The sequence below is a fragment of the Vibrio fortis genome (assembly GCF_024347475.1).
Taxonomy (GTDB): Bacteria; Pseudomonadota; Gammaproteobacteria; order Enterobacterales; family Vibrionaceae; genus Vibrio; species Vibrio fortis.
In genome coordinates, this window is sequence record NZ_AP025487.1 from 605,830 (window position 1) to 631,128 (window position 25,299).

Here is a 25,299-nt window from a genome sequence, read left to right on the forward strand (position 1 = left end):
GTATCCCTCATGGGTTAACTCCAGATTACGTTTTTAAACGGGAAAAAATGTGATCTAGATCGTCTTTTGGTGGGCGTTTTTTAGGATTAAAATCAAATGTGATCTCACGCATAAATTGTTATGTTTTTCGAGAAAAATGCTTGTTATCAATAATAAAAAGGATAAATTGAAACCAAGGGTTCGCTAAAAATTACTTCAGTTTTTAGGGAAATCGTACAGCCTTTAAAAGGTGTGCGGTGAATAATTGAACACTGGTTTTTTGTGATTAAGGTCACGCCAAGGTTTTCCCTTGATAATCTGCCAAATTGAAAAAGCCGCTTGGGTGTCATCTCAAGCGGCTTTTCGTTTTCACGAGTTAACATTTCGACACCGAATTTACACGCAGGATAGTTCACTTCGTATTATCGGTATCTTTATCTATTTGGGCTTGTTCGCGGCAGTGGGGCCAATTCCGCGTATTGCGCCAATCGCCTCTAGCTGTTTATAGATAACAAAGTAACGATTGATGTTCGTGACATAGGTGACTGGTTCACGGCTAACATATTTTCTCGTCATGATCTCAACGTTGTTAAACCAGACATTCGGGTCGTAGCCATGTTTTTTAGCCAGATAGCGCATTTTACGGATTTTCGCTGGGCCAGCGTTATAGGCCGCCAGAGTAAAGTAGAGCTGATTATCGGGTGAAATATCCGGGTCATCGAAGTAACGATCTTTAATAAAGCGCATATATTTCACGCCTGCATGGATATTATTGTCGACCTTATGAATGTTCTTGATGTTAACGTTTTTGTCTCTCGCGGTACTAGGCAGTACCTGCATCACGCCAATTGCGCCTTTGTGAGAGACACGGCTTTGATCAAGCCCAGATTCTTGAAATCCTTGTGCGGACATCATCAATGGGTCGAACTCATAGCGACTTGAGTATTTTTCAAATACGCCCGAGAGTTTGGCTACGCGGTCAACCTTGTTTGGATTCATTGCTCGGCTTAACCAGCGCGTATTGTCGATGTATTTTTGATAGATTACGTTCCCCAATAAGGTTCCACTGCGGGCTTGGCGGACATATTTGTTGAGCTCCTTTTTAAGAATTGGGCTCTCTTTACGCAGTGCCCAAGCTATCTGGCTGTTTTCACGCAGCGGCAGGTCATGATGGACTTGTATGTTGTCCATTACGTTAGTCCACAATTTGGCTTTGTGGCTATCGAGTATCGTTGCTTGAATATAGCCTTGGTTGACCATTTCGATCAGCTCATAATCTTGCAGCGTCTCTTCGATAAAATGCACATACAGTGGTGGGAGATTCATCTCGTCCAACTCTTTATTCACGCGTTGAACGCTTTCAAAGTAGCTTGAACTTGCCCTAATCCACACTTCTTTTCCGCTTAATTGAGATAGCTCTTTAAGGGGAGTTTCGCTGTTGCCAGTGATCACTAATTCTTTACCGTCTTTGATCATGGGATCTGAGAAGTCGATGACTTGCAGTCTTTTGTCGGTGATGGTGAGGTTAGCAACCGCCACATCACCGTGACCCGATTGTAGAGAGGGAAGGAGATCATCGCGCTGAACAGGAATGATCTGCACATTAATATACGGATACTTCTTTCTTAGGCTCTTTTCAAAGTGATAAAGCATCTCTGCAATGATGCCTTTCGGCTTACCATCTTCAATAAAGTAGAAACCTAAATCTGCGGAAACCAGCACTCGAACCATTCCCTTCTTGCTGAGCGTATCTAGATCGCCTTGGTAAGGCTCATTGCTCAAGGGAGATAATTCTAAGGCATTTGAGATGGGGACATAGACCACCATCAAAATCAGTAATAACAACCTGCTCACATCCACGCTCCATGTTGATGTTTTGTTAATGGTTATTTATTAAAGATACCTTTCGCTGGTTGATTCATCAAGATTTACAACACGCAGTCCAAAAAAAAAGCACACCGCGATGGATGTGCTTTTCTAACAAACGTTGAGATTTGATTAAGGAAGAGGATTTAGCTCAATCAATTTTTCTGTTCTTGCTACTGCGTCTTCTAGACCAAGTTGTTTATACGCTTCTAGCTGAATCTCTAGAGACTTGCGTGCCGCAATTGTATCAGGGTAAGTCTTCTGTAGCTCTTGTGTACGGTTGATTGCTGCAATCCACGCTTCGCGACGCAGGTAGAAATCAGCGGTGGCTAAGTCGTAATCTGCCAGACGGTTTTTCAATGCAAACATACGTTTCTGTGCGTCTTCAGCATAAGGGCTTGTTGGGAAGCGCTCTAGTAGCTTTTTAAAGTCAGCAAAAGCAAGCTTCACAGGCTCAGGGTCACGATCGCTACGATCGATGTTGAACAGGTCGTGCATGAAGTTACGATCTTGTGCCATGTGTGTTAGGCCACGCATGTACAAAACCCAGTCTTGCTTTTCGTGCGTCGGGTTTAAACGTAAGAATCGAGAAATAGTCGCCAATCCTAGCGCTAGGTCGTCGTTCTTGTAGTAGGCGTAGATCAGATCCAGCTGTACTTGTTCTGAGTACGCGCCGAATGGGTAACGAGAGTCTAGAGCTTCTAGCTTCTCAATCGCAGATAACCAGCTACCACTTTGTAGAGATTCTTGTGCATCAGAATAGAGAACCGATGGCGGTACATCTGGGACGATCTCTTCACTGCTACTACAACCAACCAACAGTGATACGGCCAATAGACCCGATAAAGTGAGGTGTTTCATGTCAGGCGTCGATTCCTTGAATTTAAATATTTTGTTCGCTTCCGTTACTTTCTAACCAGTAACAGATACAATGATGCAATTAATCTATTTTATCCATACTAATGGGTATTAGTCTCACGGTTTTTAAAAAAGTTCGATATGGCTCAGCAGATCACATTAACAGACACAGTAAAAAGCAGCCAGTTAGGTCAACGTTTAGACCAAGCTGTCGCTGAACTCTTTACCGATTTCTCTCGCTCTCGTATTAAAGAGTGGCTTCTTGACGGCAAAATCCAAGTGGATGGCGAAGTTGTTACTAAACCTCGAATCAAGGTTATGGGTGGCGAAGAGATCATCTTACAAGCTGAACTTGCAGATGAAGAGCGCTGGGAAGCACAAGATATTCCTTTGGATATCGTTTACGAAGATGACGATTTATTAGTGATCAACAAACCACGTGATTTTGTTGTTCACCCTGGTGCAGGTACGCCGGATGGAACCGTGCTAAACGCGCTCCTACACCACTACCCACAAATCGCAGAAGTGCCGCGTGCCGGTATTGTTCATCGTCTTGATAAAGACACAACTGGCCTAATGGTGGTTGCGAAAACAGTACCAGCGCAGACTCGTTTAGTCCGTGCTCTATCAAAGCGTCGCATTACTCGTGAATACGAGGCGATTGCGATTGGTAAAATGACAGCTGGTGGTATGGTTGAAAAGCCGATTGGTCGCCACTCAACTAAACGTACATTAATGGCAGTGAACGAGTTGGGTAAACCAGCGATTACTCACTACCGTGTTGCAGAGCACTTCCGTGAGCACACGCGTATTCGTCTACGTCTAGAAACAGGCCGTACTCACCAAATCCGTGTACACATGTCTTACCTACAGCACCCACTTCTTGGTGACCTTGCTTATGGTGGTCGTGCTCGTATTCCAAAAGGTGCATCTGAAGAGCTGACTCAAATGATTCGTTCATTCGATCGTCAAGCACTTCACGCGGTAATGCTTCGCTTTGAGCACCCAATCACAGGTGAAGAGATGGAGTTCCACGCTCCTGTTCCTCAAGATATGATTGTGATGGCAGAAGCGCTGCGCGTTGACGCAAGAGACAACAAAGAAGACGACATCTAACCATGACGATGATTATCCCGAATTGGAATGCGCCTAATAATGTAAAAGCCTTTGCCTCAACTCGAGTCAACGGCTTTTCACTAGCTCAGTACCAAGGTCTGAACTTGGGCAGCCACGTTGGGGATGACATTAACTTGGTAAATAAGAATAGAGACTGGTTACAGCAACAATCTAAGATGCCTAGCGCACCTATTTGGCTTAACCAGACTCATTCAACGGATGTTGTTTCAGTCTTTGAGCCAACATCTGAGGTGCTTGATGCAGATGGCAGTTTTACAACTCAACAAGGTGTGGTGTTATCTGCGATGACTGCGGACTGTCTGCCAGTATTGTTAACTGACAGTAAAGGTACACAAGTTGCGGCGGTTCATGCCGGTTGGCGTGGCTTAGCCGGTGGGATTGTCGAAAACGCCGTAGCTAAGTTCACTAATATTGATGACAGCAATCCTTTATTGGCTTGGTTAGGGCCTGCAATTGGTCAAGACGCCTTCGAAGTGGGGCAAGACGTTTTGGAAGCGTTTGTTGGTTTCGATGCAAAGGCTGAACAGGCGTTTCGTGCAAAACCAAATACTCAGAAGTGGCTGGCTAATATGTCTCAATTAGCGACCCAACGTCTTGCGAATGTTGGTGTGTCCCAAGTATTTGATAGCAAACTATGTACCTTTGCTGACCCTGATAATTTTTACTCTTATCGCCGCGATGGAGTAACAGGTCGTCAAGCCACCTTCATCTGGTTAGATTGATTTAAAAACAGTGAACTTTCTGCGTGATAGTTCACTCCTTTCCCCTTGAAAATGACCGATACCGTATCCATCTTCTATTCATAAGATAAACATATCTATAAGTAGGAAGGTTGGAATGCGTCTCGATCGATTCACCAGTAAATTTCAAATTGCGATATCTGATGCTCAGTCTCTCGCATTAGGTCGTGATCACCAATATATCGAACCTGTACACCTAATGGTGTCGTTGTTAAATCAAGATGGTAGTGCGATTCGTCCATTGCTCACCATGTTGAATATTGATGTGGTTCAGCTGCGCTCTAAATTGAGCGAGATCCTTGACCGCGTGCCAAAAGTGAGTGGCATTGGTGGTGATGTACAGTTATCAAGTGCAATGGGTACCTTGTTTAACATGTGTGACAAGGTGGCTCAAAAGCGTCAAGACACCTACATCTCTTCAGAGATCTTCCTACTGGCAGCAATTGAAGACCGTGGCCCTTTGGGTAGTTTGTTGAAAGAGCTTGGCTTAACCGAGCAAAAGTTATCTCAAGCTATCGAGCAGATTCGCGGTGGTCAGAAAGTGGATGATCCAAACGCAGAAGATAAGCGTCAAGCTTTGGAGAAGTTTACGGTAGACCTTACTGAGCGCGCGGAGCAAGGTAAGCTCGATCCTGTCATTGGTCGTGATGACGAAATTCGTCGCACCATTCAAGTACTGCAACGTCGTACCAAGAACAACCCAGTCATCATCGGTGAGCCAGGTGTTGGTAAAACAGCGATTGTTGAAGGTCTCGCTCAGCGCATCATTAATAATGAAGTACCTGAAGGTCTGCGTGGTCGCCGCGTGTTGTCTCTTGATATGGGCTCGCTGGTCGCTGGCGCTAAGTATCGTGGTGAATTCGAAGAGCGTTTAAAGTCGGTTCTCAATGAGTTATCGAAAGAAGAGGGTAACATCATCCTCTTTATTGATGAGATTCATACCATGGTCGGTGCCGGCAAAGGCGAAGGCTCAATGGATGCCGGCAACATGCTCAAACCGGCATTAGCTCGTGGTGAACTTCACTGTGTGGGCGCAACTACCTTGGATGAGTATCGCCAGTATATTGAGAAAGATCCTGCGCTAGAGCGTCGTTTTCAAAAAGTGCTGGTGGATGAACCAACAGTTGAAGACACAGTGGCAATCTTACGTGGTCTGAAAGAACGTTATGAGCTTCATCACCATGTTGAGATTACTGACCCTGCGATAGTAGCCGCGGCAAGTCTATCACATCGTTATGTCTCGGATCGCCAGTTACCGGATAAAGCTATCGACCTGATTGACGAAGCTGCATCAAGTATCCGTATGCAGATCGACTCCAAGCCTGAATCTCTGGATAAGCTAGAACGCAAAATCATCCAACTTAAAATTGAACAGCAGGCGCTGACAAATGAGAATGATGATGCCAGTGAAAAGCGTCTGAAAACTCTAGAAAACGAATTGCTTGATAAAGAGCGCGAGTTTGCTGAGTTAGAAGAAGTCTGGAATGCCGAAAAAGCAGCACTATCTGGTACTCAACATATTAAGTCAGAGCTAGAGCAGGCTCGTATGGATATGGACTTTGCACGTCGTGCTGGCGATCTAAACCGTATGTCTGAACTACAGTACGGGCGTATTCCTGAGTTAGAAAAACAGTTAGACCTTGCCACTCAAGCTGAAATGCAAGAGATGACGCTTCTTAGAAACAAAGTTACGGATACTGAAATTGCCGAAGTGTTGTCGAAGCAAACCGGTATTCCTGTTTCCAAAATGCTTGAGGCTGAGAAAGAGAAGCTACTGCAAATGGAGTCAGTACTGCATAAGCGCGTCATTGGTCAGGCTGAAGCAGTAGAAGTGGTAGCTAATGCGATTCGTCGAAGCAGAGCAGGCCTGTCTGATCCAAATAAACCTATTGGCTCATTCCTATTCTTAGGTCCAACGGGTGTGGGTAAAACCGAGCTGTGTAAAACTCTAGCGAACTTTATGTTCGACAGTGATGACGCTATGGTTCGGATTGATATGTCTGAGTTCATGGAGAAACACTCGGTGGCTCGTTTGGTTGGTGCTCCTCCCGGTTATGTGGGTTATGAAGAAGGTGGCTACTTAACAGAAGCAGTAAGACGTAAGCCATATTCGGTGATTTTGCTAGATGAGGTGGAAAAGGCGCACCCTGATGTATTCAATATTCTACTTCAGGTGCTTGATGATGGCCGTTTAACTGATGGACAAGGTCGAACTGTCGATTTTAGAAATACAGTTGTCATTATGACGTCGAATCTAGGCTCTTCTCGAATCCAAGAAAACTTTGCGGCGTTGGATTATCAAGGAATTAAGAATGAAGTGATGGAAGTAGTGAGTAAGCATTTCCGTCCTGAGTTCTTGAATCGTGTTGATGAAAGTGTGGTGTTCCATCCACTAGGACAAGAACACATTAAGTCAATTGCCTCTATACAGCTAAAACACTTGAGTAAGCGAATGGAGGACAATGGTTATGAGCTTGAGGTATCAGACAAAGCACTAGATCTGATTGCTCAAGTAGGCTTTGATCCAGTTTACGGTGCAAGACCATTGAAACGCGCGATTCAGCAGAGTGTTGAAAACCCGTTAGCGAAAGCAATATTGGCTGGAAAGGTCAATCCGGATAAAAAAGTTCAGCTTCTAGTTCATAACGATCGAATCGTTGCTCATCAATAAAAATCAGAGTAATTAAAAGAGCGAACCAAGCAAAATGGGCTGGTTCGCTTTTATTTTGTGCGTTTTGTTTGCTTTGTGTTCGAACGGAGCGGAAATGTGATTTTATTTGGATTTACCCCTTGTGCAGATCGGATTTGTCTCTATAATGCGCCTCCGTTGTCAGGGATAACCAAGCGGTTTGAACGAAGCAACTAAGACGGTATTAAGCATTTAAGATGCTTTGAAAAATTAGCGCTAAAAAGTGTTTGACACTGAAAGCTAATTCGCTAGAATGGCCGTCCACTTCGAGAGGCTCCAAGCGAAACTTTAGAAGTAAGCTCTTTAACAATTTAAACCTATCAATCTGTGTGGGCACTCGTTGATGAATATCAAAATTGATTCTTAGGAATCACATTGATTTCAATGAACTGAGTGACCAATTCGAATCGTAAGATTCGGCACAGTCAATTCACATTCACTATTCGTAAGAATAGGGAATGTAATCAGTATTCGTTGAGTCACAAAATCTTAAATTGAAGAGTTTGATCATGGCTCAGATTGAACGCTGGCGGCAGGCCTAACACATGCAAGTCGAGCGGAAACGAGTTATCTGAACCTTCGGGGAACGATAACGGCGTCGAGCGGCGGACGGGTGAGTAATGCCTAGGAAATTGCCTTGATGTGGGGGATAACCATTGGAAACGATGGCTAATACCGCATAATGCCTACGGGCCAAAGAGGGGGACCTTCGGGCCTCTCGCGTCAAGATATGCCTAGGTGGGATTAGCTAGTTGGTGAGGTAATGGCTCACCAAGGCGACGATCCCTAGCTGGTCTGAGAGGATGATCAGCCACACTGGAACTGAGACACGGTCCAGACTCCTACGGGAGGCAGCAGTGGGGAATATTGCACAATGGGCGCAAGCCTGATGCAGCCATGCCGCGTGTATGAAGAAGGCCTTCGGGTTGTAAAGTACTTTCAGCAGTGAGGAAGGGGGTGTCGTTAATAGCGGCATCTCTTGACGTTAGCTGCAGAAGAAGCACCGGCTAACTCCGTGCCAGCAGCCGCGGTAATACGGAGGGTGCGAGCGTTAATCGGAATTACTGGGCGTAAAGCGCATGCAGGTGGTTTGTTAAGTCAGATGTGAAAGCCCGGGGCTCAACCTCGGAACTGCATTTGAAACTGGCAAACTAGAGTACTGTAGAGGGGGGTAGAATTTCAGGTGTAGCGGTGAAATGCGTAGAGATCTGAAGGAATACCAGTGGCGAAGGCGGCCCCCTGGACAGATACTGACACTCAGATGCGAAAGCGTGGGGAGCAAACAGGATTAGATACCCTGGTAGTCCACGCCGTAAACGATGTCTACTTGGAGGTTGTGGCCTTGAGCCGTGGCTTTCGGAGCTAACGCGTTAAGTAGACCGCCTGGGGAGTACGGTCGCAAGATTAAAACTCAAATGAATTGACGGGGGCCCGCACAAGCGGTGGAGCATGTGGTTTAATTCGATGCAACGCGAAGAACCTTACCTACTCTTGACATCCAGAGAACTTAGCAGAGATGCTTTGGTGCCTTCGGGAACTCTGAGACAGGTGCTGCATGGCTGTCGTCAGCTCGTGTTGTGAAATGTTGGGTTAAGTCCCGCAACGAGCGCAACCCTTATCCTTGTTTGCCAGCGAGTAATGTCGGGAACTCCAGGGAGACTGCCGGTGATAAACCGGAGGAAGGTGGGGACGACGTCAAGTCATCATGGCCCTTACGAGTAGGGCTACACACGTGCTACAATGGCGCATACAGAGGGCGGCCAACTCGCGAGAGTGAGCGAATCCCAAAAAGTGCGTCGTAGTCCGGATTGGAGTCTGCAACTCGACTCCATGAAGTCGGAATCGCTAGTAATCGTAGATCAGAATGCTACGGTGAATACGTTCCCGGGCCTTGTACACACCGCCCGTCACACCATGGGAGTGGGCTGCAAAAGAAGTGGGTAGTTTAACCTTCGGGAGGACGCTCACCACTTTGTGGTTCATGACTGGGGTGAAGTCGTAACAAGGTAGCCCTAGGGGAACCTGGGGCTGGATCACCTCCTTATACGAAGATATTCACGATAAGTGTCCACACAGATTGATACGGTTTAGAAAGTTAGAGTAAGGAAATACTTTTCCAGATGGGGCTATAGCTCAGCTGGGAGAGCGCTTCGCTGGCAGCGAAGAGGTCATCGGTTCGATCCCGATTAGCTCCACCATCTTTAAGTGTTCTTCCTTAAGAATCTTTAAAAATGGTTACTTCATTAAGAAGTGATTAGCTCTTTAACAATTTGGAAAGCTGACTGATTTAAATAACACAGTTATTTAAATCAAATTAAAAGTTCTCAATGTTTATCTGCTCTTATTTATTAAGAAGAGTAAACACAACACAAACACATTCAAGTGTCTTGTATTCGAATCAAACTCAGTTTGATTCACCATTGAGTCCGGCAAACACGTAATAAGAACTAACCCTTCTTATTACAACCAAAAACCTTGGTTAGTTGCCATACTAGTTTGTTTTCACTTTTCAAAAGTGAAAGTAAAACAGAGACCCTTTCGGGTTGTATGGTTAAGTGACTAAGCGTACACGGTGGATGCCTTGGCAGTCAGAGGCGATGAAGGACGTATTAACTTGCGATAAGCCCAGATTAGGTAGTAAAAACCTTTTGAGTCTGGGATTTCCGAATGGGGAAACCCACTTACACAAGTAAGTATCTTGTTGTGAATACATAGCAGCAAGAGGCAAACCGGGGGAACTGAAACATCTAAGTACCCCGAGGAAGAGAAATCAACCGAGATTCCGAAAGTAGCGGCGAGCGAAATTGGATTAGCCCTTAAGCTTTTAATGATGCAGGTGAAGGCTCTGGAAAGTGCCGCAATAAAGGGTGATAGCCCCGTAACCGACACATCATAATCAGTGAAATCGAGTAGGGCGGGACACGTGATATCCTGTCTGAATATGGGGGGACCATCCTCCAAGGCTAAATACTACTGACTGACCGATAGTGAACCAGTACCGTGAGGGAAAGGCGAAAAGAACCCCTGTGAGGGGAGTGAAATAGAACCTGAAACCGTGTACGTACAAGCAGTAGGAGCGGGCATTGTCCCGTGACTGCGTACCTTTTGTATAATGGGTCAGCGACTTATATTCAGTGGCAAGGTTAACCGTTTAGGGGAGCCGTAGGGAAACCGAGTCTTAACTGGGCGTTCAGTCTCTGGATATAGACCCGAAACCAGGTGATCTAGCCATGGGCAGGTTGAAGGTTGAGTAACATCAACTGGAGGACCGAACCGACTAATGTTGAAAAATTAGCGGATGACTTGTGGCTAGGGGTGAAAGGCCAATCAAACCTGGAGATAGCTGGTTCTCCCCGAAAGCTATTTAGGTAGCGCCTCGGACGAATACTACTGGGGGTAGAGCACTGTTAAGGCTAGGGGGTCATCCCGACTTACCAACCCTTTGCAAACTCCGAATACCAGTAAGTACTATCCGGGAGACACACGGCGGGTGCTAACGTCCGTCGTGGAGAGGGAAACAACCCAGACCGCCAGCTAAGGTCCCAAAGTATAGCTAAGTGGGAAACGATGTGGGAAGGCTCAGACAGCCAGGATGTTGGCTTAGAAGCAGCCATCATTTAAAGAAAGCGTAATAGCTCACTGGTCGAGTCGGCCTGCGCGGAAGATGTAACGGGGCTAAGCTATACACCGAAGCTGCGGCTGCACACTTTAGTGTGCGGGGTAGGGGAGCGTTCTGTAAGCCGTTGAAGGTGGTCTGTAAGGGCTGCTGGAGGTATCAGAAGTGCGAATGCTGACATGAGTAACGATAAAGGGAGTGAAAAACTCCCTCGCCGGAAGACCAAGGGTTCCTGTCCAACGTTAATCGGGGCAGGGTAAGTCGACCCCTAAGGCGAGGCCGAAAGGCGTAGTCGATGGGAAACGGGTTAATATTCCCGTACTTCTTACAATTGCGATGGGGGGACGGAGAAGGCTAGGTGGGCCTGGCGACGGTTGTCCAGGTTCAAGTACGTAGGCGGAAAGTTTAGGTAAATCCGGACTTTCTTAACGCTGAGATACGATGTCGAGCCACTACGGTGGTGAAGTCATTGATGCCATGCTTCCAGGAAAAGCCTCTAAGCTTCAGATTGTAAGGAATCGTACCCCAAACCGACACAGGTGGTCGGGTAGAGAATACCAAGGCGCTTGAGAGAACTCGGGTGAAGGAACTAGGCAAAATGGTACCGTAACTTCGGGAGAAGGTACGCTCTTATCGGTGAAGTCCCTCGCGGATGGAGCTGACGAGAGTCGCAGATACCAGGTGGCTGCAACTGTTTATTAAAAACACAGCACTGTGCAAAATCGTAAGATGACGTATACGGTGTGACGCCTGCCCGGTGCCGGAAGGTTAATTGATGGGGTTAGACTTCGGTCGAAGCTCTTGATCGAAGCCCCGGTAAACGGCGGCCGTAACTATAACGGTCCTAAGGTAGCGAAATTCCTTGTCGGGTAAGTTCCGACCTGCACGAATGGCGTAATGATGGCCACGCTGTCTCCACCCGAGACTCAGTGAAATTGAAATCGCTGTGAAGATGCAGTGTACCCGCGGCTAGACGGAAAGACCCCGTGAACCTTTACTACAGCTTGGCACTGAACATTGACCCTACATGTGTAGGATAGGTGGGAGACTTTGAAACCGCGTCGCTAGATGTGGTGGAGTCGTCCTTGAAATACCACCCTTGTAGTGTTGATGTTCTAACGTTGGTCCCTGAATCGGGATTACGGACAGTGCCTGGTGGGTAGTTTGACTGGGGCGGTCTCCTCCCAAAGAGTAACGGAGGAGCACGAAGGTGGGCTAATCACGGTTGGACATCGTGAGGTTAGTGCAATGGCATAAGCCCGCTTGACTGCGAGAATGACAATTCGAGCAGGTGCGAAAGCAGGTCATAGTGATCCGGTGGTTCTGAATGGAAGGGCCATCGCTCAACGGATAAAAGGTACTCCGGGGATAACAGGCTGATACCGCCCAAGAGTTCATATCGACGGCGGTGTTTGGCACCTCGATGTCGGCTCATCACATCCTGGGGCTGAAGTCGGTCCCAAGGGTATGGCTGTTCGCCATTTAAAGTGGTACGCGAGCTGGGTTTAGAACGTCGTGAGACAGTTCGGTCCCTATCTGCCGTGGGCGTTGGAAGATTGAAGGGGGCTGCTCCTAGTACGAGAGGACCGGAGTGGACGAACCTCTGGTGTTCGGGTTGTCATGCCAATGGCATTGCCCGGTAGCTAAGTTCGGAATCGATAACCGCTGAAAGCATCTAAGCGGGAAGCGAGCCCTGAGATGAGTCTTCCCTGGCACTTTAAGTGTCCTAAAGGGTTGTTCAAGACTAGAACGTTGATAGGCAGGGTGTGTAAGCGCTGTGAGGCGTTGAGCTAACCTGTACTAATTGCCCGTGAGGCTTAACCATACAACACCCAAGGGGTTTTGATGGACTCAAAGATATAAGCACTTGAATGAGTTTAGAGAATAACAGCTTTCCGAATTTTAAGAATTTGCTTGGCGACCATAGCGTTGTGGACCCACCTGATTCCATGCCGAACTCAGAAGTGAAACGCAATAGCGCCGATGGTAGTGTGGGGCTTCCCCATGTGAGAGTAGGACATCGCCAGGCTTTAATTTTAGAACCACGTCTAAAGACGTGTTTACCACTGCGGAGTGGTAGTTCAGTTGGTTAGAATACCGGCCTGTCACGCCGGGGGTCGCGGGTTCGAGTCCCGTCCACTCCGCCACTTATTTAGACAAAGTTAAGTCTTTAAAACAACTACAGGGGTGTAGCTCCAATTGGCAGAGCAGCGGATTCCAAATCCGCGTGTTGGGAGTTCGAATCTCTCCACCCCTGCCATATTTAAGGCTCTAGTCGAAAGACTGGAGCCTTTTTGCTTTTTGATATTGAAGTAATCAATTGGCAGAGCAGCGGATTCCCCGACTTACCAAAAACAGCGCGTGTTGAGGCGAAGCTTTTGAATCTCTCCACCCCTGCCATATTTAAGGCTCTAATCGAAAAACTGGAGCCTTTTTGCTTTTTGATATTGAAGTAATCAATTGGCAGAGCAGCGGATTCCCCGACTTACCAAAAACAGCGCGTGTTGGGAGTTCGAATCTCTCCACCCCTGCCATATTTAAAGCTCTAGTCGAAAGACTAGAGCCTTTTTACTTTCTGGGGTTAAGGTATGTCATTACTTCTAGGTGATAGCAGTAATCCTTTTGCTCCAATTGAACCTCTCCCTTCCTCTCTAGATTTAGATAGGCTCTTACCATTACGAGCTTACCCCTTACCTATATTAACTTCTTATCAACCCATAAAGATCTCAGAGCAATACTTTGCTCGTGTAAGTTCGTTGTTAGATTTAGTTTTTACAATATTCAGCTATGCTCATAATCAAGGGCTGACTGTGCAGTAAAATGATGAGAGGGATAAGGAATGCTAAAGAAATGGGGGAGCGGGTTATTATTGTTCTTAGTCTCTTTGTTAGTGCACGCGGTTCCTACGCAATGGGAAGGTGTAGATAGCCCGACGCGTAATCAAACCAGTTCAATAGGCTCTTATGCCAACGGCTGTTTAGATGGTGCGCAGGCACTTCCGTTACAAGGTTTGGGTTATCAGGTTATACGTCCTCAGAGAAAGCGATATTATGGCCATACAGATGCGATTAGGTTTGTAGAAGAGCTTAGTAAAAGTGTTAATGACAATCTGAATCAAGTGCTTATGATCGGTGATATTTCACTTCCTCGTGGCGGCCGCTTCTCCTCTGGTCACTCTAGTCATCAAACAGGATTAGACATTGATATATGGCTTAGACTGAATGATAAGAACCTTTCTCTGAATCAACTAGCCGTGCCTACTCCGATAAGTGTCGTTGACCTAACTAATTACAAGTTGCGTAAAGAAAATTGGCAAGACAACCACTTTAAAGTACTTCGATATGCGGCAAAAGATCCAAACGTCGCGCGTATATTCGTCCATCCAGTAATTAAACAAACACTGTGTGATTCTGAGACAGCACAGGGTGATGAACGCAATTGGCTGGGAAAGATAAGACCTTGGTGGGGGCATCATTCGCATTTTCATGTTCGTCTCCACTGTCCTAAAGATGCATCGAGTTGTGTTGAGCAGAAAGCACCACCAAAAGGGGATGGTTGTGGTTATGAACTTGCAAGTTGGACTCCTAAACAGATACCAGTTCCTCCACCGACTAAAGTCGCCAAATCAAAACCAAAGAAAAAAAAGGTGATGCCAGAATATTGTTCATCTGTCATCGCTAACTGATCGTTTGAAGCAAAATTACCGGTTTCTGATTCGCTTCAGAAACTGGAGAAATGTCACACTTTTGTCTAGAGTGAGTAAAGAGTAAATAAGAATATCGTTTGATATTTCATCTTTCACAATCCGACAAAAACAAAAACAGAGTCGAAGTGGCATAGTTGGGTCATAACAAGAATGTTTTTGGGGTGACAAATAGGACTTACACGCCGTATATAAGAATTAGAGTCTAGATACCCGTCGATAAGTAATTCGAGGACAAAACCATGACAATGATTTGTGCGAAGGAGTTTTCTGAGTGGTTAAGGCATAGATTTAGCAGTGAGGTTTCTGGTGTTTCTTTAACACGAGAAGATTTAAATAGCTTAACAGGGCGACAGCGCGTAGACCCTGGTTTTATCAATGATGTGCATTATGAGTTGATGCAGTATGGGATGGCCTTCGTAACCGACACAAGTCGAGAAAACTTTTACCTTGTACATGTCTCTCAAGCATCCAATTGGAGAGAGAGGCTAGAGTATCAATTCGAGAAAGACTTGTTCTGTAATATTTACCCGATAGAGAAGTCAGGATAAAAAAAAGGTTCAACTTAACGCTAAGTTGAACCTTTTAATTTTAGGTGAGGCCTTGAATGATGACGAACTTCTCTAAGAGTTGATCATCAGTTTCGATGTGATTTGGGTCTGTAATGATACATTTTGTTATCGGGCATACAGACTGACACGTCGGCTTTTCGTAGTGACCTTTACACTCAGTACAGAGATCTGGGTCGATCTCGAAGATCGTGTCACCCATAGTGATTGCACCATTTGGGCATTCAGGGTCGCACATATCACAGTTAATGCACTTGTCAGTTATTAGCAGAGCCATCTTTCAGCCTTAAGGTTACTTACCTGTTGGGTTACGAGTATCCTGACCAGAATTTAGGTTACGCATTAATAGGCCGTATTCTAGATCCATATCTGCTGGTACAGGAATGAATACGAAGTGGCCGTTTCCTTTTGCGTCCTCAATTTGTTGTGACTTGCGGTTTTCCATCGCTTCTAGAGTGAAAACAACGTTGCCTTTTGGCGTCATTAGCTCAAGGCTGTCACCAATAATGAATTTGTTCTTCACTTCTACTTCAGCTAGGTCACCACGGCGTTTACCTGTGAATTCACCAACGAATTGTTGTGCATCAGACACAGAGTAGCCGTAGTCGTAGTTCTGGTATGTGTCGTGAGTGTGACGACGTAGGAAGCCTTCGGTGTAACCACGGTGAGCTAAGCTCTCTAGAGTGCCCATTAGGCTCTCATCGAATGGTTTGCCTGCAACAGCATCATCGATTGCTTTACGGTAAACCTGAGCGGTACGAGCACAGTAGTAGAAAGACTTAGTACGGCCTTCGATTTTCAGAGAGTGAACACCCATCTTCGTTAGACGCTCAACGTGCTGGATCGCGCGTAGGTCTTTCGAGTTCATAATGTATGTGCCGTGCTCGTCTTCAAACGCAGCCATTTTCTCTTCAGGGCGGTGTGCTTCAGAAAGTAGAACCACTTCATCTGTTGGCTTACCACGACCAATAGTCGTTTCAGGGCGCTCGTCTTGAACCTCAACAGCTTGTGCTTCAGCTGGATCGAATTTCTCAACGATGTCGCCAGTCTCGTTCTCTTTGCCTTCTTCTACTTTGTATTCCCAACGGCAAGCGTTAGTGCACGTACCTTGGTTAGGGTCACGTTTGTTGATGTAGCCAGAAAGTAGACAACGACCAGAGTACGCCATGCATAGAGCACCGTGAACGAATACTTCTAGTTCAGTTTCAGGACAGTGTTCGCGGATTTCTTCGATCTCTTCAAGTGATAGCTCACGAGAAACAATTACACGCTCAACGCCATTTGCAGCCCAGAACTTTACTGTTGCCCAGTTAACCGCGTTTGCTTGTACAGATAGGTGGATTGGCATTTCTGGGAATGCTTCACGAACCATCATGATAAGACCTGGGTCTGACATGATAAGAGCGTCAGGGCCCATTTCCACAACCGGTTTTAGGTCGCGGATGAATGTTTTCAGTTTAGAGTTGTGCGGCTGAATGTTACACACAACGTACAGCTTCTTGCCTTGGGCGTGAGCTTCGTTGATACCAATTTGTAGGTTTTCATGGTTAAACTCGTTGTTACGAACGCGAAGGCTGTAACGAGGTTGGCCTGCATATACTGCATCTGCACCGTAGGCAAATGCATAACGCATGTTTTTAAGGCTACCAGCTGGTGATAATAGTTCTGGTACAAATGGTTTTTGTGTCGTCATTGCTTCTTTCTCTAATCTGATCTCAAGTCAGGTTGACATCACCAAGTGATATCAAAGGGGCGCAAATTTTACGCTAAAATGAGATCCAACACTAGTTATTTAGGGTAGAAGCCAGTAATAAAAGCAGGGGTATTAGGGTCTGTTAATCTTTCGAGCTGATTTTTGCAGCGCTTTGTGGGAGATTTCTACAAGGCAGAGGCTTTGATGTGTAGTTAGCCTACATGAAAAGCCGACAACGCAGTAGAGATGAACCACAAAGGCTGCCCGAAGGGTTCGGCTAGAATCGTTTTATGCTTTGTTAAGAAGTATTTACTTAGAGTTACTAGGCTACATACTCCTTGCCGCGCCTAAAACGATTCTAACTCGAACAAAACTTAACTGCGAAAGGTCAACAGACCCTATCAGGCTCTCAAGAGAATAGATCTTGAGAGCCTTGTTTGATTAAGCCTCTGGGTGAGGTAGACCACCTAAAGAGTCAAATAGATTTGGTAGGAAAGCGCTGAACTCACCACACAGTAGAGAGAAGTCTGCATCGAATCGAGCTGCTTGATCTTCACGTGGAATATCGTCGTTTTCGTCTTTAAGGTCATCGCTGAATTTCAGGCGCTTAATGCTGCCATCTTCACCAAGAATGAACTCAATACGATCTTGCCAGTTAACGGCAAGCTTAGTGACGACTTTGTTTGCTTCGATGTGGTTCTTGATCTCGTCAGCTTCTAGCTCTTGCTTCTTAACGCGAATGATACCGCCATCCTCTTGGATAGATTTAAGCTCTGCTTCGTCCAACATGTTAATGCCTTGTGGAGTGTCGCCAGTTTTCACCCACTCCGTTAGGGTTTCATCGATTGCACGCTCTGGAATTGCAGGTACAACAGGTAGGCTACCCATTGTTTTACGTAGCAATGCCAATACGTCTTCGGCCTTTTTGTAACTGCTCGCATCAACAACGATGAAGCCTTCTTTTGGCATGATTAAAGCGTATGTTAAGTTGCTGCGACTGAACGCACGCGGAAGAAGATCGATGATGATGTCTTCTTTGATGCTGTCTTTCTCTTTTTTCTTCACAGGTTGGCCTGATTCAACCTCAAGCGCTTCTACTTTTGCATTCAATGTTTCTTTAATCACTGAAGCGGGTAGCATCTTCTCTTCTTTCTTTGCACAAATCAGAATGCGGTTTTCAGAAACATGCGTCATCATGTCACCGTGCTTACCCATAGCGTGAACCCAACCAAACTTCTGTTTGTCTTGGCTGCCGCAAGGTGTGAAGCGAAATTCTTCTAGCTGCTTCTCTAGCTTGTCTGCATTGAACTCAATATCACGATTGAAGCGATACACTAGGCAATTTTTAAACCACATATACTTTTTCTCATACCTTTTTAGAAGTGCTCCATCATAGGGGATTTGATCGAATTTGTCGTTAATTCGCTATCAAAACTTCTAAAGTGAAACGATTGAGACAGTTATATTAAAATTTGTTTTCAAAGGTCACAAAAGTGTCATAATTAACTCTGATAATGCAATGCGTTGATTAAATACAAAGGCTATTCAATTATGTCGAGAAGGATTCTGGTCGTTGAGGATGAAGCACCTATTCGTGAGATGCTGTGTTTTGTACTTGAACAAAAAGGCTACCAAGCAGTAGAAGCTGAAGATTACGATACAGCGGTGAACAAGCTATGTGAACCTTTCCCAGATCTAGTATTACTAGATTGGATGTTACCGGGTGGTAGCGGTATTAATTTCATCAAGCATATGAAGCGCGAAGAACTCACTCGTAACATCCCAGTGGTAATGCTGACAGCGCGTGGTGAAGAGGAAGACAAGGTTCGTGGTTTAGAAGTGGGCGCAGATGACTACATCACTAAGCCATTCTCACCAAAAGAACTGGTTGCTCGTTTGAAAGCTGTGATTCGTCGTGTGACACCAACGGCTCTAGAAGATGTGATCGACGTGCAAGGCCTCAAGCTTGATCCTGTTTCTCACCGTGTTACCGCGAGTGATGGCCCTGTTGATATGGGACCGACAGAATTCAAAATGTTGCATTTCTTTATGACGCATCAAGAGCGTGTATATAGCCGCGAGCAGCTACTGAATAATGTTTGGGGAACCAACGTTTACGTAGAAGACCGTACTGTGGATGTACATATTCGTCGCCTTCGCAAAGCGCTTGAAGCTGCAGGCCACGATAAACTGATTCAAACAGTTCGCGGTGCTGGCTATCGCTTCTCTACAAAAGCTTAATATATGGCTTCGATGCCCGATTTACGGAGTCCTGAATGGTTGAAAAGTTAACCTGGAAGAAGCTGGCTTGGGAGCTGGCTTTTTTTTACGCACCTTGGTTTATAGTTGGCTGGATATTTGGCTATCTACCTTGGTTATTGCTGGCTGCTACGGTATTGCAGTTGGCATGGCATCTTCACAACCAAATGCGTCTATCGGCGTGGTTGTGGGATGAAAAGCGATTAACACCACCTTCAGGTTCTGGAAATTGGGAGTCTCTGTTTAACGGTATCTACCGCATGCAACAGAGACAGCGTCGTAAGCGCAAAGAGTTAACCAATCTGATTCGCCGTTTCCGTAATGGTGCGGAATCGCTGCCTGATGCCGTTGTGGTATTTCGTAGTGAAGGCAATATTGTTTGGTGTAACAAACTCGCTCAATACTTACTCGGCTTTCGTTGGCCGGATGATTCTGGTCAGCCAATCTCCAATCTGATTCGTACTCCAGATTTCATAAAGTACCTCAATAAGCAGGACTTCTCTGAGCCATTAGAGATGCCTTCTCCCCTGAATGTCGAGCGTATGTTGGAATTACGTATCGTGCCTTATACTGAGGGCGAGCACCTTATGGTGGTGCGTGATGTTACTCAGCTTAAGCAACTTGAGGGCATGCGTCGTAATTTCTTCGCTAACGTTTCTCATGAACTGCGTACACCAATGACTGTGCTTCAAGGCTACCTTGAAATGACTGAAGACCCAGATATGGTGGTCGGCCCGATGTGGAGTAAAGCGCATGGGGTGATGACAGAGCAGTTGAATCGCATGAATAGTCTAGTCAATCAATTGTTGACGTTATCCAAGATTGAAGCGGCTCCAATGCATGATCTGGATGAAGTGGTTAATGTTCCTGCGATGCTCGAGGTACTCGAGAAAGAAGCGACAAGTTTGAGTGGTGATAAAGAGCATAAGCTTGAATTTGATATCGATAAGAGCTTACGTGTTCTCGCCGATGAAGATCAGCTACGCAGCGCCATCTCTAATCTGGTGTACAACGCAGTGAAATACACGCCAGCGGGCGCTACGGTGAAGGTGCGTTGGTATCAAACCAGTCAAGGTGCCTGTCTAGATGTCTCCGATACCGGTGATGGTATTGAGCCTCAACACCTGCACAGATTAACTGAGCGTTTCTATCGTGTAGATAAGGCGCGATCTCGAGATACCGGAGGGAGCGGCTTAGGGCTCGCGATTGTGAAGCATGCACTCAGCCATCACGACTCACATCTCGAAATACAGAGTAAAGTTGGCGTTGGGAGTCGTTTCTCCTTTACGCTACCAAGCCGTCTAACAGTTCAATGAGTCAATTGATGAGAAAATTGTCCGTCTCTAGCCTTTTGATTGCCACTCTAACCATGAGTGGCATCGTTCGTTCTGAGCAAACTACGGAATCTCTGCCAGACTACAAAAAAGTCCATGGTATTTCGGGAAGTCTCTTATCGGTTGGATCAGATACCTTGGCTGGTATGACAACACTGTGGATGGAAGAGTTTAAGACTTACTACCCAAATGTGAACGCGCAGGTACAGGCTTCTGGTTCGTCGACTGCTCCTCCTGCATTGACCGAGGGCACAGCACACTTAGGGCCAATGAGCCGACCAATGCGCCTTCGTGAGATTGAAGCCTTTGAGCGTGAACACGGCTATAAGCCGACCGCGCTTAAAGTTGCAATTGATGCGATTGGTATCTTTGTTCATAGAGATAACCCCATTCAAGGGCTGAACTTTCGCCAAATCGATGGCATCTTTTCGCAAACTCTACGCTGTGGTGCCAATCAATCCTATGAGACTTGGCAAGACCTGGGTATCACCCAAAGTTGGGCTAAACACCCGTTTCAGTTGTTCGGACGAAACTCGGTTTCAGGGACATATGGTTACTTCAAAATGAATGCGCTATGTGGCGGTGATTTTAAAAACCGTGTCAATGAGCAACCGGGCTCTGCCTCAGTAGTTCAGTCTGTTTCCTCGTCGATTAGTGGTATTGGTTACTCAGGTATAGGTTATCAAGTGGCTGGCGTTAAATTGATTCCGGTAGCGATTCAAGGTGATGATTACGTGGATGCCACGCGAGAAAACATCATTGATGGTGATTACCCATTATCTCGATTCCTCTACGTTTATGTGAATAAGCATCCAGAGAGACCTCTTTCACCAGTAGAGCAGGAGTTCCTAACTTTTGTGTTCTCAAAGCAGGGGCAAGAGTTGGTTGAAAAGGATGGCTACGTAGCGATCCCAAGAGAGTTTGCCCAACAAGAGCTAGCTAAAGTTGGGCTGTAATTGCGCTACTTTATGAAGGCTTGGTTTCGGTATTATCATCGAAACCATTCTCTTCGAAGCCATTGTTATTAAAACCATTGTTATCGAAGCTAAGCTGCCAGTCGACTTGCTCCCAAAGTTCTTGCTCTTGTGCTAAATCTGCGGCGAGCAGCTTGTTTTCAGTCAGCCACTCAGGGTTATCACAGCTCAGCTTCCAATGATCTTTATCCACGGGCTCTATCTTAATATCTAACAGTGGCGCATCATTACGCTGTCCATTCAATAAAATAGCTAAACGAAGAATTTTCACTAAACCGATTATCTGCTTTTTCTTGAACAGGCTGAAATCGGGTATATCTTGAAGCTTTAAAGACTTGCGTTGGAAGCGTGCCAAAGTCGCCATCACCGACTGCTGCTCACTGTTGAAGCCAGGCATATTGGTGTGCTTTAAGATGTAGGCAGAGTGACGATGAAACCCTTGAAAGCTAATACTAAGACCGACTTCATGGAGTAGGGCACTCCAACTCAAGAGGTCAAATAGCTGACTTTTTTTCTTGATGCCAAGTGAATCTTGCAGTTGATGGATAAACTCTAAGGCTTGGCCTTTAACTCGTGCTGCATGTTCTAAGTCGACCTGATGTTTGAGTGCTAAGTTTTCTGTGGTTCGCATTCGAATATCGGAGCGTTGAAAGCGCTCTTCCATTTCATACAACAGACCCTCTCGAAGTGCGCCATCTGAAAAGTGCATCTCCTTGATCGATAACGCTTTGAAAATACCTGTAAGAATAGCAACACCCGCCGCAAATACCGGCTGACGCTCAACGGTTAATCCCTTAATGTCGATATCGTCAATGGTTTTGTGCTCGCATAAGGTATCGATAAGGTGTTCTAATCTTTTCTCTGTGATGATTGAGTCTTCATAACCTAAGCCAATTAGGACTTCTTTGATGGCTTTAATCGTACCAGAAGAGCCTAGAGCTGCCTCCCAGCCTCTCTTTTTATATTGTGCAGTCAGTGGCTCGAGGCGCTGTTGGGCAGCGATTATCGCTTTAGCAAAGTTCTTTGATGAGAGTTTATTATTGGCGAAATAGCGATGAGTAAAACTTACACAGCCCATTTGTTTACTATTGACCAGCTTGGCTTCAAAGCCTTCACCAATGATCAGTTCGGTACTGCCCCCGCCAATATCAACCACCAGTTTAGAGTCGGATTCGGGTTGGGTGTGCGCAACGCCAAGATAGATGAGACGAGCTTCCTCTTGGCCAGGGATCACTTCAATTGGGAAAGGGAGCACCTCTTTTGCTCTCTGGATAAAAATATGAGCATTGTTTGCTTGTCGAAGGGTATGAGTTGCCGCGATACGAACGTTGTCTAACTCAAAGCCTTGTATGCGCTCTGCAAACATAGCTAAGCACTCAAGGCCTCGCTCCATGGCACTGTTGCTGAGGTTAGACTGGCTGTCTAGACCAGAACCTAAACGCACGCGCTGTTTGTGGCGGCTAACAAGTTGTAGCTCTTGGCCAATGACCTTCGCGACCACCATGTGGAAGCTGTTGGAGCCTAAGTCAATGGCCGCGACATTTCGGATTGGCGTAGATGCCGCCTCAAGTAAGGCGGTATCTAGGGAAGTATTTTTTTCTTTAGAGGAAGCATCGTTAGTTTTGCTCATCGTCTGGCTTTGGTTCCCTGGCTTTTTTGGTGTGCTTTTCGACCTGCTTGAGGTAATCATAGATGGCGACTTGTGAGCGAACTTTTTTACGGTTACCACGTGGAACGTAATTATTGCTCATCTCTTTATCAATCCATCTAGCTTTAACTGTATCGGTAAAATGGAGATTTACAATATCAATGATACGTTGTTTCAAACGTTCATCACGGATTGGTGCCGCAACTTCAATGCGGTGGTCAATGTTTCGAGTCATCCAATCTGCAGACGAGATGTAGACCTGAGGATCTCCATCATTGTGCGTGATAATGACGCGAGGGTGTTCAAGAAAACGATCAATAATACTAATAATTTCAATGTTTTCACTGATACCTTCCACGCCAGGGACTAAAGAGCACATACCTCGAATGATCATGCGAATTTTCACACCTGCACTGCTTGCACCATAGAGTTTATTAATCAATCCTTTGTCTACAAGGTTGTTCACTTTTAGCGTCAGCTGCGCTTTCTTACCGGCCTTGGCGTTTGAGACTTCACCATCGATCAAGCGGTATAGTTTTTTACGAGAATTGCGCGGTGAAACAATTAAGTGATCGAAGTGTACAGGGCGGTATGGGTTTTCAATGTACCCAAAAACGTTACGTACCTCATTTGCCAAATCTTGGTCGGCAGTCAGGAGAGAGAAGTCCGTATAGATGCGAGCATTTTTTTCATGGAAGTTTCCAGTACCGATATGAGCATAGCGGGTAATCTCTTCCCCTTCGCGACGGCTAATCAAGAGCAGCTTTGAGTGGATCTTCAAGCCGGGTGCACCAAAGATAACGTGTACACCGGCTTCGGTAAGCACTTTTGCCCATTCAATGTTGGCTTCTTCATCGAAGCGAGCTTGCAACTCAACCACCACTGTGACGCTTTTTCCATTGTGTACGGCATCAATGATCGAGTTCATCAGCTTGGAGTTCTTCGCAACTCGATAGATGTTTATCTTAATGCTGATCACTTTAGGATCGAACGAGGCTTGGCGAACCAACTCTGTGATATGGTCAAAGGTGTGATAAGGGTAGTAGAGCAGAATATCTTTCTCTTTGATCGCATCAAATGTGTTATGGAAGCCGTCGAAGTCGGCGCACTTCATCGGGGGGAGGGGCTTATTCTCCAAGTACTCACGCCCCATGTTTGGGAAGGCGATAAAGTCTTTGAAATTATGATATCGACCGCCTGGGATTAAACTGTCATAGTTGGACATCCCAAGTTTGTTACACAAGAAATGGAGCATCTTTTCAGGCATAGTGTGCTCATACACAAAGCGCACGGGCATAGCACTCAATCTTTGTGCGACCCCTTCCGACATCTGCTCTAGCAGACTATGCTCGACTTCATAGCTGAGATCATACTCGGCATCTCGGGTCATTTTCATGGCGTAGCAATTGAGGCTATCGTACTCAAAGAATCCTTTGAATAGATCGTCTATACAATAGCGAATGATGTTGTCGAGCAGAATGATGGTCTTGCGACGCTTGCCCTTCGGTTCAGGCACTTTAACGAAGCGAGGGAGGTGATCGGTCGGTATTTCGATCAGGGCATAACTGGACTGTTGATCTTTTTCTAGCTCGACGGTGAGATACGCATACTCATCTTTTAGAAATTGTAATACGTCGATCTCATCGGTCATCAGTAGCGGGGTGATGTGAGGCAGTATTTCTTTACGAAAATACTTTCGGATCCACTTTATCTGCGATTCGTTTAATTGCGTTTCATTGACCAGAAAGATGCGCCGTCTTGCCATCTCTAGAATCAATTCATTGTAGAGTTCATCAAACCTTTGATTGAGTTTTAGTGCTTTGGTTTGCATTTTAGCCAAGAGGTGCTTTGAATTATCATTAATGCCGCGCTCTTGGTTAATTAAGATTCGGCGTTTGACATCAGCAAAGCGAACTTTGTAAAACTCGTCCAAGTTGTTGGAGAAAATACCCAAAAAGCGGACACGTTCTATCAAAGGAACATGTTTGTCTGCGGACTCTTGCAATACTCTCTCATTAAAAGAGAGCCAGCTAAGTTCTTTTTCTATGTAGAGTTTTTCCGCATTCATTAAGACTCTCCTTGATTGACTGACGCATTTTTTGGGGCTTAATTATAAAAAATAAGCAGCGTATGCTCATTTTGTTACGGTATTATTGCAATTGAAAGTTTATGCAAAAGTTGCTACTAGTTTCAGTTATTTAATGTGACCTGTAATATAATTGTCATCTAATCGA

15 protein-coding genes, 3 tRNA genes and 3 rRNA genes are annotated in these 25,299 nt (G+C 45.6%); 14 read left to right on the forward strand and 7 right to left on the reverse strand.

Annotated elements, in window-relative coordinates:
- Window positions 1-417: 417 nt before the first annotated feature.
- Both OCV50_RS02685 and OCV50_RS02690 read right to left on the reverse strand, forming a co-directional pair.
- The gene (locus OCV50_RS02685) at window positions 418-1,839 is read right to left on the reverse strand and encodes an MltF family protein (protein ID WP_261903640.1); all 1,422 of its coding nucleotides are present in this window, start codon (window positions 1,837-1,839) and stop codon (window positions 418-420) included.
- Between the two features lie 138 nt (window positions 1,840-1,977).
- Window positions 1,978-2,706: an outer membrane protein assembly factor BamD gene (locus OCV50_RS02690; RefSeq protein WP_239841519.1), complete on the reverse strand. Its 729-nt coding sequence runs from the start codon at window positions 2,704-2,706 to the stop codon at window positions 1,978-1,980.
- 138 nt (window positions 2,707-2,844) lie between these two features.
- Here OCV50_RS02690 and rluD point away from each other — a divergent pair, with 138 nt between their 5' ends.
- From rluD to OCV50_RS02745, 11 genes are all read left to right on the forward strand, one after another.
- Window positions 2,845-3,819 (forward strand): 23S rRNA pseudouridine(1911/1915/1917) synthase RluD, encoded by a 975-nt coding sequence (rluD, locus tag OCV50_RS02695; protein WP_261903641.1) that lies wholly within the window; start codon window positions 2,845-2,847, stop codon window positions 3,817-3,819.
- Between the two features lie 2 nt (window positions 3,820-3,821).
- Window positions 3,822-4,562, forward strand: coding sequence for a peptidoglycan editing factor PgeF (pgeF, locus tag OCV50_RS02700; RefSeq protein WP_261903642.1), 741 nt, complete (start codon window positions 3,822-3,824; stop codon window positions 4,560-4,562).
- 115 nt (window positions 4,563-4,677) lie between these two features.
- Window positions 4,678-7,251: an ATP-dependent chaperone ClpB gene (gene clpB / locus OCV50_RS02705; protein WP_239841516.1), complete on the forward strand. Its 2,574-nt coding sequence runs from the start codon at window positions 4,678-4,680 to the stop codon at window positions 7,249-7,251.
- 509 nt (window positions 7,252-7,760) lie between these two features.
- A 16S ribosomal RNA gene (locus tag OCV50_RS02710) occupies window positions 7,761-9,313 on the forward strand.
- A gap of 78 nt (window positions 9,314-9,391) precedes the next feature.
- Window positions 9,392-9,467: transfer RNA gene (locus tag OCV50_RS02715), tRNA-Ala, on the forward strand.
- 351 nt (window positions 9,468-9,818) lie between these two features.
- Window positions 9,819-12,710 (forward strand): 23S ribosomal RNA (locus tag OCV50_RS02720).
- Between the two features lie 88 nt (window positions 12,711-12,798).
- A 5S ribosomal RNA gene (rrf, locus tag OCV50_RS02725) occupies window positions 12,799-12,914 on the forward strand.
- Together the 16S, 23S and 5S rRNA genes with 3 tRNA genes alongside form the textbook arrangement of a ribosomal RNA operon.
- Before the next feature lie 41 nt (window positions 12,915-12,955).
- A tRNA-Asp gene (locus OCV50_RS02730) sits at window positions 12,956-13,032 on the forward strand.
- 36 nt (window positions 13,033-13,068) lie between these two features.
- A tRNA-Trp gene (locus OCV50_RS02735) sits at window positions 13,069-13,145 on the forward strand.
- A gap of 579 nt (window positions 13,146-13,724) precedes the next feature.
- A complete protein-coding gene (gene mepA, locus OCV50_RS02740) occupies window positions 13,725-14,570 on the forward strand; it encodes a penicillin-insensitive murein endopeptidase (protein ID WP_261903643.1) in 846 nt (281 codons plus the stop codon).
- 260 nt (window positions 14,571-14,830) lie between these two features.
- Window positions 14,831-15,139, forward strand: coding sequence for a hypothetical protein (locus OCV50_RS02745; protein WP_032551264.1), 309 nt, complete (start codon window positions 14,831-14,833; stop codon window positions 15,137-15,139).
- Between the two features lie 40 nt (window positions 15,140-15,179).
- Here the strand turns inward: OCV50_RS02745 and OCV50_RS02750 are convergent, their stop codons facing one another.
- From OCV50_RS02750 to rdgC, 3 genes are all read right to left on the reverse strand, one after another.
- Complete coding sequence (locus tag OCV50_RS02750; RefSeq protein ID WP_032551266.1) at window positions 15,180-15,434, reverse strand: YfhL family 4Fe-4S dicluster ferredoxin; 255 nt, start codon at window positions 15,432-15,434, stop codon at window positions 15,180-15,182.
- Window positions 15,435-15,449: 15 nt separating this feature from the next.
- Entirely contained in the window at window positions 15,450-16,850 is a 1,401-nt protein-coding gene (gene trhP / locus OCV50_RS02755) for a prephenate-dependent tRNA uridine(34) hydroxylase TrhP (protein WP_239842316.1), read from the reverse strand.
- 441 nt (window positions 16,851-17,291) lie between these two features.
- Window positions 17,292-18,206, reverse strand: a complete 915-nt coding sequence (gene rdgC / locus OCV50_RS02760) for a recombination-associated protein RdgC (RefSeq protein WP_261903644.1) — start codon at window positions 18,204-18,206, stop codon at window positions 17,292-17,294.
- A gap of 195 nt (window positions 18,207-18,401) precedes the next feature.
- Between rdgC and phoB the strand changes: the two genes are divergently transcribed.
- The 3 genes from phoB to OCV50_RS02775 are packed head-to-tail and all read left to right on the forward strand — an operon-like array spanning window position 18,402 to window position 21,399.
- Window positions 18,402-19,091: a phosphate regulon transcriptional regulator PhoB gene (phoB, locus tag OCV50_RS02765; protein ID WP_032551271.1), complete on the forward strand. Its 690-nt coding sequence runs from the start codon at window positions 18,402-18,404 to the stop codon at window positions 19,089-19,091.
- A 35-nt stretch (window positions 19,092-19,126) separates the two neighbouring features.
- Window positions 19,127-20,425, forward strand: a complete 1,299-nt coding sequence (gene phoR / locus OCV50_RS02770) for a phosphate regulon sensor histidine kinase PhoR (RefSeq protein ID WP_239842317.1) — start codon at window positions 19,127-19,129, stop codon at window positions 20,423-20,425.
- A gap of 53 nt (window positions 20,426-20,478) precedes the next feature.
- Complete coding sequence (locus OCV50_RS02775) at window positions 20,479-21,399, forward strand: PstS family phosphate ABC transporter substrate-binding protein (RefSeq protein ID WP_261904112.1); 921 nt, start codon at window positions 20,479-20,481, stop codon at window positions 21,397-21,399.
- A 10-nt stretch (window positions 21,400-21,409) separates the two neighbouring features.
- Here OCV50_RS02775 and OCV50_RS02780 read toward each other — a convergent pair whose 3' ends face one another.
- Together OCV50_RS02780 and ppk1 are read right to left on the reverse strand one after the other, a co-directional pair.
- The gene (locus tag OCV50_RS02780; RefSeq protein WP_261904113.1) at window positions 21,410-22,921 is read right to left on the reverse strand and encodes a Ppx/GppA phosphatase family protein; all 1,512 of its coding nucleotides are present in this window, start codon (window positions 22,919-22,921) and stop codon (window positions 21,410-21,412) included.
- A gap of 112 nt (window positions 22,922-23,033) precedes the next feature.
- Entirely contained in the window at window positions 23,034-25,133 is a 2,100-nt protein-coding gene (ppk1, locus tag OCV50_RS02785) for a polyphosphate kinase 1 (protein ID WP_261903645.1), read from the reverse strand.
- Window positions 25,134-25,299: the final 166 nt, after the last annotated feature.

Coding starts and splice junctions, on each gene's coding strand:
- OCV50_RS02690 (WP_239841519.1), bottom strand. CDS start 2,706: ATGAAACACCTCACTTTATCGGGTCTATTGGCCGTATCACTGTTGGTT.
- rdgC (WP_261903644.1), bottom strand. CDS start 18,206: ATGTGGTTTAAAAATTGCCTAGTGTATCGCTTCAATCGTGATATTGAG.
- rluD (WP_261903641.1), top strand. CDS start 2,845: ATGGCTCAGCAGATCACATTAACAGACACAGTAAAAAGCAGCCAGTTA.
- trhP (WP_239842316.1), bottom strand. CDS start 16,850: ATGACGACACAAAAACCATTTGTACCAGAACTATTATCACCAGCTGGT.
- phoR (WP_239842317.1), top strand. CDS start 19,127: ATGGTTGAAAAGTTAACCTGGAAGAAGCTGGCTTGGGAGCTGGCTTTT.
- clpB (WP_239841516.1), top strand. CDS start 4,678: ATGCGTCTCGATCGATTCACCAGTAAATTTCAAATTGCGATATCTGAT.
- phoB (WP_032551271.1), top strand. CDS start 18,402: ATGTCGAGAAGGATTCTGGTCGTTGAGGATGAAGCACCTATTCGTGAG.
- OCV50_RS02750 (WP_032551266.1), bottom strand. CDS start 15,434: ATGGCTCTGCTAATAACTGACAAGTGCATTAACTGTGATATGTGCGAC.
- OCV50_RS02745 (WP_032551264.1), top strand. CDS start 14,831: ATGACAATGATTTGTGCGAAGGAGTTTTCTGAGTGGTTAAGGCATAGA.
- OCV50_RS02780 (WP_261904113.1), bottom strand. CDS start 22,921: ATGGTGGTCGCGAAGGTCATTGGCCAAGAGCTACAACTTGTTAGCCGC.
- mepA (WP_261903643.1), top strand. CDS start 13,725: ATGCTAAAGAAATGGGGGAGCGGGTTATTATTGTTCTTAGTCTCTTTG.
- OCV50_RS02775 (WP_261904112.1), top strand. CDS start 20,479: ATGAGTGGCATCGTTCGTTCTGAGCAAACTACGGAATCTCTGCCAGAC.
- pgeF (WP_261903642.1), top strand. CDS start 3,822: ATGACGATGATTATCCCGAATTGGAATGCGCCTAATAATGTAAAAGCC.
- ppk1 (WP_261903645.1), bottom strand. CDS start 25,133: ATGAATGCGGAAAAACTCTACATAGAAAAAGAACTTAGCTGGCTCTCT.